The following is a 12,123-nucleotide window of genomic DNA, read 5'->3' on the forward strand; positions in this document are numbered from 1 at the left end:
AGCGCTATTGCTGTCTATTTCTTGACGCTTTACCGGGCTACGGGTTCCTTTCAAATAGTTTGCCTATCAGGGAGGAGTAAGCGAGGCTATCAAGAATTTTGGGGTTTGTCGCCATTGTTTGCTGGACTCGATCCCGATAGTGCCGGCGCAGTTTTGGGTTGGTTCCCAGTGCTGTACTTAGCTCTATATAAGAGTTCTCGCTGTTTGCTACAAGTTCCGGAAGTTGTAGCTCTTCGAGGACTGCTGCTGATGGGCGCGATCGAATTTTTTGCCCTTTTCTTGCCACTACTGGCAACCCTACCAACAGCGCTTCTGAACCGGAGCCGGCATCGCTGTATGGATAGGCTTCTAAATATATATCAGCTAATTTCAGACATTTTATGCAATCTGCGCGATTTTTTAGCGCTCTTATCACAACTATCCGCTGTTTGTCAAGCCCAAATTCCCCGAATGTCGATCGAATTTGGTTGTAAAAAAACACCGCCGCGTAGTTTTCTCGGCCCGAACCAAAGGGATACAAAACTAAAATAGAATTCGGCACAGCAGCAATAATTTTTGCCCAAGTCGATCGCAATTCTGGGATAATTGTCCAAACCGGAGCGCCGGAGATGAACACTACAGATTCATCAGTGGCTCCCCAACTGCTGCGAGTCGGTTCAACTGTAGCAGCCGCTGATGCTACCGGATAGCTGAAACAAACTCCCGAACCTTCTAAAGTAATTAATTTTTCCCGATACTGTGCTGCTGCACCTGTCGGCAATGTCAAATCTCCAGCAATCAAATAATCGATATTTCGGGCTGCAGTGCTGGCCGGATTTGATGCAGCGGTAGCCATTTGCACCCGCGCCAATCGGTGCAAACACAGCAGCGCGGTTGCTTGGGAAGTTTCGGCGATATTAGTGCAAATTAGCAGAATATCTAAATCGTGCGATCGAATTTCCTGTACTTGCTCTGGCAAATCCCCCGAAAGTTGCATTAGTTTGTCAGCGCAACTTTCGCAATATTTCCCCAATTGCTCATCCTCTACCTGGAAATGATACACGATAACTTCAAACTTGGTTTTATCCAAATATTCAAAGGTTGGAATAGCAGCAAAAGTCTCTGAATTTCCACTAATTTCATCCAGCAAAAATCCCACTCTAATTTTAGTTCGTTCAACTGCTCTTTCAGCAAAAATCCAGTCTATTTGACAGCCAATATTTTTTAAATAAAATTCCAAAATATCAGCTCGCCGAATCAATACATTTAGCAGATTAGCTTCGCTCAAATACAAGACTTTAAAGCTAACATTCTTAGCAATATAAGCAGCCAAATAACGCCAAACTTCCGCCTCGGGAAAACGGGCAATATTAGTAGCGACGTACTCTATCAACCCCTGGAAATATTCCGAGTATTTTTCAACATCTCCCTTCTGCTGAAAACAAGTCGGAGATTGAAATAGAAATTTGAGAAAATCGTCAAAAAACCACTGAGGAATCGCTGCATTTTTATACTCTAGCCGCAACTGATAAGCCTCCCCGTACAGCATCGCTGCGAGGAGATATTGAATCTGCTCAGCAATTGCCCCTGCGTCAGCAAGTTGCGAGACTAACTGCTGCACAAAACTTTGTTCTGACTCCGTTAAAATTTCATGTTTCAGGTGGCTATCCATTAACAACTTATGAGCTTTACCCGCTGCTTGCGAGTAAGCGCTTTCTAAATTTTTGGCTGGGAAATTCAGCCAATATTCCGCTAATTGTTGGCGGTACTGGCGCATTTTTTCCAGAATAAACTGGTTGGATGGCAATTTTTTGTATTGTGCTACCAGCGCTGACAAGTTAGATATATTAGGCTGGGTTCTTATGGCTAACTTTTGGCGGATTGTATGTTTGATTTCGCGATTGAGAAAACTGTACTCAGGACTATTTAGCAGTTTTTTGTAAAATCTGACCACATCTTTCTGATTTTCCCCAGCCGCGAAGTTTTTCCAGGTTTGTTGGTCGGGATGAATCCTGAGTGACGACAGTTTTTCGTCTACAAATCCGATGTGATAATTGCCCATGATGCGCCACCACATATCTAAGTCTACATACTGAGACAATCCTGAATCAAACAATCCTATTTCGGCAAAAACTCTGGCGGAAATTAATACGGTACTCGGTTCACCAATTTTGTTGATGGGGTTGCTCAAGCAGTTAGCATCTGCGAGCAATTCTTGTCCGGGCTGAATAGATTTTAAATTCGACCAACTTTTGTGCAAATCTTTAATTGATTGGGAAGCTTTACGCAAAATCGGGTGAGATTCATCGGCGGCGATGGTGATAGCGCGCGGGGAGAAAACCATACCGACTTCGGGGTTTTGTTGGGCTAGGGCGACCATTTTTGCGATACATTCTGGTGCTAGCAAGTCGTCTTGAAACAGAAATTTAATGTATTCACCTTTGGCTTGGGATATGCAGAAGTTCCAGTTTTGTGATAAGCCGTAGTTGCGGTGCAGGATGATGCGGAAGTCGGCGGATGTCTGGGATTGGAAGGATTGGGCGATCGCAATTGTGCGGTCTGTGGAACCGTCATCGGATACAATCAGTTCTATGTTGGGATATGTCTGAGCCAAAGCACTTTTGATTGTTTCCTCAATAAACGCTTCTCCGTTGTACGTCGGAATGCAAATGCTCACCAAAGGCTGCCAGTTTTGCAGTTGGGCTTTTGATTGAGTTTTGGGGTGTGATGATTGCAAGTCAGCCTTAATTTTTGCAGACTCTGCTTTGGCTGTTGCAGACAGAGGCAAGTTTTGAAAGTTATCAGTAATCTCGGCAATATATTCGAGACGTTTTCTAATTTTACTACCCGTAACTTGCGGGTTGAGTAAAGTTTGAATTTCCTCAGCAGCTACCGCTCCAATTTCTCGAGCTTTTTGGTAATTATTGAAAACTTTCCGCATTAAATCAGCCGCGTGTTCGACATCCGGTTGTGCCCATACATTGCCTTTTTTGTAAGGCCCGCAATCTTGCTCAATCGGGATTAATTTATACTTGACTAAAAAGCTGTTACCCACATTCATAAATTCTGTATTTGATGAATAGTCGGTGGCAATTACAGGTTTGCCATAAAACATTGCTTCAGCCATTGTTAAGCCGAATCCTTCGCAGCGGTGCAGCGATACGTAGCAGTCGCAATTGTAGAGCAAACCGTTAATTTGATCTTTGGACAAATACCCGTCTAGATGTTTAATGTTTGAATTGTTGGCTATGGCTAAGTTTAAGGCGGTTTTAGCTTCGGGAAATTGATGTGAATTGGAAGATTTGATAATTAACAATAGGCGGTCATCTTCGCCGAAAGCTTGTTTGAAGGCTTGAATTGTAGCTAAAGGATTTTTGCGTTCGATGCGGCTGCAAAAGTCGAATATAAACAGGAAAATAAATTTATTTTTAGGCAAACCTAGCTCTTTTCTGCTGAGGAAAGGTGCGGGCAGAGCAATGCTGGGCATGATTTTGATGACGGGAATTGGTGAAACTTGGGCAATTGTTTCGGCACAATAATTGCTGTAAGTCCAAATTTCGTGAAAGTGATTAAATGCGGGATGCCATTGGGGGGGGAATGCGGGTATTTCCCAGGCCCAAAATCCGATGTTGTATTTGTTTTGAAAATAACTTGAACCTCTATGTTTGATAAAGGTTGTCACTTCGTCGGCGTTGACTTGAATTAAGTTGACTGGGTGCGGATTGTCAGGGCTAAAGTTTTGATAGGTGTTGTCTTGTTGGCGGTGGGGACTGCGGGAAAAATTGTTGATGTTAAAGGGGATTTTGGCTGCTTCTGTTGCTCGGATGTTTGCTCGGACACCTTCTCCGACTCCAAATTCGCCGTTGATGTAGCCGGCGATGTTAATTCCTAAATTTTGATTCATAGTTTTTAATGTATTGAGCTAAGTGTTGTGTTATTTTTTTGATTAAAAAGCTGAATTAATTGATATTCTCAATGGCGCTTGAGGAGGGTGGGAGTTGAGAATAAATGATCGTGTTCTCAATATTTGCTAAGATGTAGCAATCTTTGCTGGATGGGGAACAGGATTTAATTGAACCGCAGAGGGCGCAGAGTACGCTGAGGAAGAGAAGGGAGGGAAGAGCAAGAGAATGAGTTGGTCTCTGAAAATTTTGTTCTTGACAAATGTGCCGATCGCCATTGTATACTGGCATCGCCATGCTAACTTTCGGCTGGTTGTCTGTCGCACGGGTTGCTCTGTTTGATTTTACCGAAGGTCTGGGTCTAAAGCCCCGTCCTTCAGGACGGCTTTGATTTGTTTTTGAATACTTGCCATCTCCAGCCAAGAGTATTATACTTGTAGAATAACACAGGTCGAGTGATATGAAAACATACAAATTCAAACTCTACAATCACAAAAGGAATAGGTATCTCAAGCGGACTATTAACGCAGCAGCAAGCATATACAACCACTGTCTTGCTCTACACAAGCGTTATTATCGAATGTGTGGCAAGCACTTAAACAAGTTCCAACTGATGAAACATCTAGCTAAACTTAGAAATAAGAATAGTTATTGGCAACGAGTTGGCTCTCAGGCTGTGCAAGACATTTGCGACCGCATCGATCGAAGCTATAAGCTGTTCTTCAAGCACCACAGTAAAGGTGTCAAACCACCTTCATTTTGTCAGAGTAAGAAGTATAAATCATTCACTCTCAAGCAAGCTGGTTATCAACTTATAGGTAACAAAATACGTATTGGCAAGCAAACGTTCGGTTACTATAAATCTAGAGTGATAGAAGGGAAAATTAAGACACTAACAGTAAAGAGAGTACCAAGCGGAGATATGTACATCTTCATTGTTACTGATGCTGTTAGTGAATCCATTGGAGTCGTGACGGGTAAAATCGCAGGCTTTGATTTTGGACTTAAAACTTTCTTGACTAACTCTAATGGTAAAGATATCGAATCACCATTGTTCTTATTGCAAGCTAAGAAGCAACTAAAGAAGTTATCTCAACAACTATCATCTAAAAAGCTTGGGTCGAACAATTGGAATAAAGCCAGAATTAATCTAGCTAAACTCCACGAGCGAGTAACTAATCTTAGACGTGACTGGTTCTGGAAATTGTCTCATAAGCTTTGTGATGAATATGATGTTTTGTGCTTCGAGACACTTAACCTAAGAGGTATGCAAAAGCTTTGGGGTAGAAAGATAGGAGACTTAGCTTTTGGCACTTTTTTAGAGATACTTCAGACCGTAGCTGCAATGAAAGGTAAGCAAGTTGTCTCGATCGGACAATGGTTTGCTAGTAGTAAACTTTGCTCCAATTGTTCTCACAAACACTCAGGACTTCAATTGCGCGATCGTGAGTGGACTTGTCTTAATTGTGGTACACACCATGATAGAGATAAGAACGCAGCAATTAATATTCAAAGAGAAGGGGTATCTTCTCTTCGCTTAGACACCGTAAGACTTCCAAAGGAAGCTAGTGTTGCTTGAAGCTAGAATCCCCGTACCTTCAGGTCGGGGAGTATATCAAAATAAACTAATCAGGAATTTTAGACAAAGTGATCGATCGCGTCAACCACGACCTTTTGAAACTGCTACCGCCGGATGCTAAAGTCGTAGTCGAAATTGGCTGCGGTACGGGTTCGACGGGGGAAGAATACAGGCAGGTAAATCCCCACTGTCAGTATATTGGTATTGAGCGCGATCGCGAAAAAGCTAAAATTGCAGTCGATCGGCTAAACTGGGTGACGGTAGCCGATATTGAAGAACTTGCCGTCGAAAGTCTCGACATCGCCCCCGGCAGCGTCGATTGTTTGATTTTTGGCGACTTGCTACCCTATCTCAAAAATCCCTGGGATATCCTCAAACAGTACAGTGCTTTGCTCAACCAAGACGGGCAAATTTTCGCCGCCATCCCCAACGCTCAATACTGGCGGCGCATTGTCAATCTGTTGCGGGGAGATTGGGAAAATCCCGATGGCAAGATGCAGCACTGGTTTACCCTAGACAGTATTAAATCACTATTTGCTGATGCCGGATTGCAGGTTTACGAACTGCAAGGGAAGGGACACAAAACCGAAACTTTTGTCCGCTTCCAGCAATTGCTGCATCCAATGGTGAAGGCTTTAGAGCTGACAGCGACGGATTTTGCTACGCAAACCGGTGCTGAATATTATATCGCGCGATCGACCAAATCGGCCGTACCGCCCCGCAGATTGCTGATCCAAACTATCATTATGGCTCCTACAGGGTGCGATCGCGTGCGAGTTTTGGAACCTGACCAATTTAGCGCCACAATTCCCGGTGTCCGCACCGTCTCCGGAGTGAAAGCAGCAGAATTAATTAGCCCCCTAGCTGGAGAAGAAAAAGTCTTCATCTGGCAGCGGACAATCATGCAATATCCCGCTTACATTCCCAAACTCAAAGAACTGCTAAAACAAGACTACTTAATAGTAGCTGAAATTGACGACAATCCCATCCGCCGCCGCGAATACGCAGACAACAATTACCTCAGCTATCGCGGCTGTCACTGCGTTCAAACTTCTACAGAACCGCTAGCAAAAATTTTGGGGCACTACAATCCCAATGTTGCCGTATTTCCCAATCAATTAGCTTATCTCCCCCCGCCGCGAATTTACCCCACAGAAGATACAGTCACCATATTTTTTGGTGCGCTCAACCGCGAACAAGATTGGCAGCCGATTATGGCAGCGCTCAATCGAGTTTTGTCCGCACACAAACATCGGGTTCGAGTTAAAGTAATCCACGACAGCAGATTTTTTGAAGCCTTGGAAATACAGCAAAAGGAATTTGAACCCTTTTGCAGTTACGAACGGTATCAAGAAATCATGTACAGTTGCGATATAGCTTTGCTGCCGCTCGTTCCCAACCCGGTTAACGAAATGAAATCCGATTTAAAATTCATTGAATGTGCGGCGCGGGGAGTAGCGGTGCTGGCAAGTCCCACCGTCTACGAACATTCAATTGTCGAAGGTGAAACCGGGTTAATTTACAGATATGAAAAAGATTTTGAAATTAAGCTAAATTTGTTAATTAATGATAGTTTTCTGCGCCAACAAATAGCAGCGAATGCTTACGAATGGGTGCGCGACAACCGCTTGCTGTGCGGGCACTACCGGCAGCGGCGAGATTGGTACTTGCAAATGCGGGACGAGTTGCCGCGTTTGAATGCTGAGTTGCGCGGAAGATTGCCGGAGTTATTTGGTGACTAAGTGCGGTAAGATTTACAGGCGTGATTGTTGTGCGAACTTTCTGTTTTATTGTTTAATTTTTAATTCTTAATCAACTCCAATGCGAATTCTCTTCACGATTGCTCACTTTTACAATCCCAGCGGCGACGGGAAACACGCTTCCCAGCGAAACGACCCGCAACCCCGACTCAATGCTTTAACTGCTTGCGTTACATCGCTGCAAGCTTTGTACGGCCAATCTCAGTGCATGATTCACATTAGCGAATGTGCAACTATCCCATCAAATCAAGCTCAAAAGCACGAAATTGACATTGTTGTTTGCACTACTCAAGGCTATCACCTCTTGCCTCAACTGCCGGTACAGCCCAGGTCTTTTATGCACCACGCTACAAAATGCGAGCCGCTGCTGTTGGGGTTTGAGTGTCAAGCAGTTTTGCGAGCGTGTCTTGACAAATACGATTATTTTTGTTATTTGGAAGATGATTTAATTCTGCACGACCCGTGGTTTTTTAGTAAATTAAATTGGTTTACGCATCACGGGGGGAATGCAAATTTGCTGCAACCGAACCGTTACGAAATATCGCCTCAAGGAGCTGTTTTTAAAGCATATATTGATGGGGATTTAGCGGCAGGAGTTACTGCTAAGTTTCAAAATGTGGAGGAACAGCCGCAGTTAATGGGGAAAATTATGGAACAGCCAATTTCTTTTGAACGGGCTTTGAATCCTCATTCCGGCTGTTATTTTTTGAATGCGGAACAGATGGCTTACTGGGCTAAGCAGTCTCATTTTTTGGATAGGGATACTAGCTTTATTGGCCCGCTGGAAAGTGCGGCGACTTTGGGGATTATGCGGACTTTTAGAGTTTACAAGTCAACTCCTGCTTGTGCTAATTTTTTGGAAATTCAACATTTTGGGGCGAGTTTTCTGAAGTTGATCGGTAATAAGGTGAGGATTTCGGAGGAAGGTTGAGTTAAGATATTTAGGTAAGCTGCAATATTTGAGAGGTCGCATGACTCAGGCAACCGAAAAGATTGTCCTCCCCTCTCCCTTCCCCGACCACACTCAATTGCCAGAGGAAGACGGCACTTTCGTGAAGAATTTTCAGGAGCATCCGCAGAGTATTATTTTAACTGATTCGATCGGGCTGGTGTTGCAGGGGCTTCATCCCGACGGGCAATATGCTATAGGCCAAGACTGCGGCATCTACTGGCGAGAAACTGAACCGCTGGAAAAGGGAGCGGAAGCTCCTGATTGGTTCTACGTGCCGAACGTGCCACCAAGACTAGGAAATCAGATTCGTCGCTCTTACGTGCTGTGGCGGGAATTCATGGCTCCGATGATTGCTTTGGAGTTTGCATCGGGAGACGGTTCCCAAGAGCGGGACACAACGCCGCTATCCTACTCGGAAGTTGGAGCGGCGCAAAGACCTGGGAAGTTTTGGGTATATGAGCGAATCATGCGGATTCCGTATTATGGGATTTATGAAATCAATAGCGGTCGGCTGGAGGTTTACAGCCTGAACAATGGGTTTTACCAGCAGTTGCTTCCGAACGATCGCGGTCATTATCCGATCGCGCCAATGGGCGTAGAATTAGGACTGTGGGAAGGCAGTTATCAAAACCAGACTATGCTGTGGCTGCGGTGGTGGGACAGCGAGGGCAATTTGCTGCTGACAGGTACAGAACGAGCTGCTGTCGAACAGCAACGAGCTAATGTTGAACAGCAACGAGCTTCCTTAGCAGAGCAGGCTTTGACGGCAGAAGCCCGAGCGCGGCGGGATGCTATCCCTCGGTTGTTGGCAATGGGATTGAATACAGAGCAAGTGGCAGAAGCGCTGGGTTTATCTGCAGACGAAGTTAGGCAGCATTCACAATCTTGATGTCGCTTTTTATTAATTAGAAGTCAAAACATCGCCGATTTTAACTGTGCCGCTGTTGATGATTTTGGCTAAAACTCCGGTTTGTGCGTGACCGAATTCTTGTTTGAGTAAACTCAGTAGGGGAATATCCCGATCGCCCGTTTCTGGATTTACTTCTATATTGACACAGCGACCGATTCGTGCTGTCACTTCGATCAGAGCTGTACCTAATTGAAACTGTTTTCCGATTAACTCAAATTCCGACCAAGCTTCCATGCCTTCTAGCAGAATGTTCGGGCGAAATCGGCGCACGTCTATCTGTTGGTTGGCCTTTTCGGTTAATTCGTCTAGGGTGGCTTGGGCGAGGAGAGAAATGTGTACGGGTGCTCGATCGGGATAGCGAGTTTCGCCGCTGCTGTCGCCGACTAACTGCAAAGGTGCAAACTCCGGGTGTCTTGCTTCTTTTGTTGGCTGCATTTCCGCCAAATATTCGCTAAAAAAGCTGCTGATGCGATCGCGCCCCGCTGCTGTGTTCGTTGCTGCTGATAACACTGCAACTCCTTGACGCTGGACTGTTAAAACGGTCGTTTCCGGTTGATAGTGGCATTCTAAAGCTGCTAAATGCGGCCAATCGTTTTGAACTGCAAAAGATTTTTTGCTCATCCAAGGTACATTTTCGGCGGGCATTTTTGCAGCTTCTATATTATCTGCAAACATTAAGGCAAAAGCGCGATCGCCCTTAATTCCATGTCCTGCTGTTAAAGCAAACCCCGACATTTCTTGCGGTGTCAGCCCTTTAATGGGGTAAATGAATAACTGTTTTATGGTTGCTAATGTCATATTTTTTTTAGCTGCGCTTCCATTTCATCTGAACTCTTGTCCCCCCCTTATTAAGGGGGGCTAGGGGGGTAAAAGCTAATTCAAAAACATTAATAAAATTGCTATAAACAGCCCATCAAGCTAACAATTCATAGCGGCGGATATCGGGAGGCCCAACGGCCAAACCGTCTAATTTCTGCACGGCGGCTTGAAGGTGATTTGAAGCGAGATGTTGTTCTAGCAAAGCTGCACTTTCCCACTCTTCAACAAAGGTGAAATCTGTAGGATCGGCTTGATTTTGCAATAATTCGTATTTGATGCAGCCTTTTTCTTGGCGAGTTGGCTCGATAATGCTCAACAGCAGAGATTTAAGTTCTGCTACTTTGTCGGGAAAGGCGGCGAGACGGGCGACTACTCGCAAGGTTGGTTTGGACATAGGGTAAAAAAACAAGCTGTTATGGCGATCGAATTTACCGATGTCGATCGGGCAAACTCAACAAAACACGATTTTACTAAAAATAACTCAAAGAGGTCGATCGGTCAACAGCCAGCATAATCTTTCCAGGAAGCGCTCAAGTCTCAGAAACCAGGTTGATTCCAAAATTCTTCGTTACCAACCGCAGAACGTCGTATAAACCGGCTTTCTTGGTATATTCTTCCCTCTTCCTTCTTCCCTCTTCCTTCTTCCCTCTTCCTTCTTCCCTCTTCCTTCTTCTCAATCTTTGGGATAAAATCGCTTGTTTGCTGTAGAATATTCCCAGGCGAGATTCTCCGGGTCTTTTTCGCGGCTCCACTCAGCAAACTCCGGTTTAACTTTCCATTTGCCGATCGTAGTGGCGTGAACTTTGAAGCGACGGGAAAGTTCCGTCTGGGTAAAAGAGATTTTCGGCTTTTGAGGAGTCTTGGTTTGAGCTATCGGAAATAAATTAGGTTTTTTTTCTTGTGCTTGTTCCCCATTTGTGGGATGCTCTTTAACAGCTATTACCGCGTTAGGTGTGGCGCTTTGATTGACATTTGGAGCTATTTGAAAATAATACAAAATTCCTCCTTGTTCCGTCACTTCAAAATCGGCGGCAAACTCATAGGCCCGTTTGTCAAGATATTCTTGAACCTTTGATCCTGGGAGTTTCGCATTCATCGCCAAATCCAAAGCCGTAACTCGCCCTTGATTTTCCTTGATCAACTTGTAGAAAACCGAGTCTAAATGAGCGAGTTTATGTTTTTGCTGCTGCTGGTAAAACTTGTAAGCCCAAGCAATGCCCGCTGTGGTGGCGATCGCCCAAAACATCGTTCCCGACTCGAAACTGGCAACCGCCGTCAAGCAAATAGGCAAAAGTAGGGTAAGATATCCCCAAATGCTGCCCTTCTGTAGGTTATTGCTGTTTTTGACCATAGTTCCTGAACAGGTATGTACTTTCGCTAACGCCGTGCTTGTCTGAAAGCCGTCTGGTTTTTCGACACTAGATATATCGCTGTCTAAATCCGCTAATCGCTATCTGCCTAAAAACGGATAAAACCCCCACACTCCTAAGTGAACAATCCTAATTTTAGACCCAATTTCCAACTTTTTTGATTAATCTAGCTGAGTCAATTTTTCTATCTCAAACTTCTACGACGACTTAGCCGATGGCGAAGTCGAAGAAAATCGAAGTATCCAAAATCGAAACTCTCCACTATACTATAAAATCCCAGAATCTACTTTTTTTATAACCGAGGATTCATGTACTTATTTCGCAAACAGATTGCCATCCTGTCTCTAGTTGTTGCTTGCTGTACCCTGACTATTAGTTGCGGCGATAACCGAACTGTCCAGTGTACTAAGTTTACAGAAATTGTCACCAAAGGCAAGGCTCTCATCGATCTTAAGAAAGGCAGCTACGATGCTGTAACTAGCAAGAACTTAGCTAAAGATTTGAACCAGACAGCGAAACAACTTGAGGCTTTGGAAGTCACAGATCCCACCCTCAAAGAGATTCAAGGCCCATCGGTTAAATCCTTCCGGGAAATGGGTCAAGCACTAGGCGACATAGCCAAAGCTCTTGAGACTGCAAATCAGGCTTCTACCAGTATAAAAGGTCGAGAGCAAATCAAAACAGCTAGCGCAAATATTCTCCGATACGGACAGCAGGCGAATCAAGCAGCGGAAAATCTAGATGCTTTGAGTGGCAAACTGATTCAATATTGTAAGAGCGATCGGTAAATAGGTAATTGCAAAAAAATCAAAACATCAATTATAATACCCTGCAAGATGTGATTGTTTTTTG

The 12,123-nt window shown here is 44.4% G+C and carries 10 protein-coding genes; 5 read left to right on the forward strand and 5 right to left on the reverse strand.

The genetic code is table 11. The annotated features are described in order from the left end of the window. Positions 1 to 37: 37 nt before the first annotated feature. Positions 38 to 3,883, reverse strand: a complete 3,846-nt coding sequence (locus AACV78_RS05135; RefSeq protein WP_194009726.1) for a glycosyltransferase — start codon at positions 3,881 to 3,883, stop codon at positions 38 to 40. 458 nt (positions 3,884 to 4,341) lie between these two features. On the opposite strand from AACV78_RS05135, the gene AACV78_RS05140 reads away from it, so the two are divergent. The 4 genes from AACV78_RS05140 (at position 4,342) to AACV78_RS05155 (ending at position 9,061) form a co-directional block, all read left to right on the forward strand. Further along, positions 4,342 to 5,460: an RNA-guided endonuclease InsQ/TnpB family protein gene (locus AACV78_RS05140; RefSeq protein ID WP_194009727.1), complete on the forward strand. Its 1,119-nt coding sequence runs from the start codon at positions 4,342 to 4,344 to the stop codon at positions 5,458 to 5,460. A gap of 68 nt (positions 5,461 to 5,528) precedes the next feature. Next, entirely contained in the window at positions 5,529 to 7,202 is a 1,674-nt protein-coding gene (locus AACV78_RS05145) for a methyltransferase domain-containing protein (protein WP_194009728.1), read from the forward strand. Positions 7,203 to 7,281: 79 nt separating this feature from the next. Then, positions 7,282 to 8,151, forward strand: coding sequence for a calcium-binding protein (locus AACV78_RS05150; protein ID WP_194009729.1), 870 nt, complete (start codon positions 7,282 to 7,284; stop codon positions 8,149 to 8,151). A gap of 40 nt (positions 8,152 to 8,191) precedes the next feature. Beyond that, positions 8,192 to 9,061 carry a Uma2 family endonuclease gene (locus tag AACV78_RS05155; RefSeq protein ID WP_194009730.1) on the forward strand — a complete coding sequence of 290 codons (870 nt, stop codon included), beginning with the start codon at positions 8,192 to 8,194 and terminating at the stop codon, positions 9,059 to 9,061. A 12-nt stretch (positions 9,062 to 9,073) separates the two neighbouring features. Here AACV78_RS05155 and AACV78_RS05160 read toward each other — a convergent pair whose 3' ends face one another. The 4 genes from AACV78_RS05160 to AACV78_RS05175 form a co-directional block, all read right to left on the reverse strand. Beyond that, positions 9,074 to 9,880, reverse strand: a complete 807-nt coding sequence (locus AACV78_RS05160) for an MOSC domain-containing protein (protein ID WP_194009731.1) — start codon at positions 9,878 to 9,880, stop codon at positions 9,074 to 9,076. Positions 9,881 to 9,995: 115 nt separating this feature from the next. Next, the gene (locus AACV78_RS05165) at positions 9,996 to 10,295 is read right to left on the reverse strand and encodes a putative quinol monooxygenase (protein WP_194009732.1); all 300 of its coding nucleotides are present in this window, start codon (positions 10,293 to 10,295) and stop codon (positions 9,996 to 9,998) included. Between the two features lie 136 nt (positions 10,296 to 10,431). Further along, positions 10,432 to 10,578 carry a hypothetical protein gene (locus AACV78_RS05170; protein WP_194009742.1) on the reverse strand — a complete coding sequence of 49 codons (147 nt, stop codon included), beginning with the start codon at positions 10,576 to 10,578 and terminating at the stop codon, positions 10,432 to 10,434. Continuing rightward, positions 10,575 to 11,252 (reverse strand): hypothetical protein, encoded by a 678-nt coding sequence (locus tag AACV78_RS05175; protein ID WP_194009733.1) that lies wholly within the window; start codon positions 11,250 to 11,252, stop codon positions 10,575 to 10,577. Before AACV78_RS05175 ends, AACV78_RS05170 begins: the two co-directional genes overlap by 4 nt. 327 nt (positions 11,253 to 11,579) lie before the next feature. Here AACV78_RS05175 and AACV78_RS05180 point away from each other — a divergent pair, with 327 nt between their 5' ends. Beyond that, entirely contained in the window at positions 11,580 to 12,059 is a 480-nt protein-coding gene (locus AACV78_RS05180) for a hypothetical protein (protein ID WP_194009734.1), read from the forward strand. Positions 12,060 to 12,123 lie beyond the last annotated feature (64 nt).

The sequence above is a fragment of the Tychonema sp. LEGE 07196 genome (genome assembly GCF_963890365.1).
Classification (GTDB): Bacteria; Cyanobacteriota; Cyanobacteriia; order Cyanobacteriales; family Microcoleaceae; genus Microcoleus.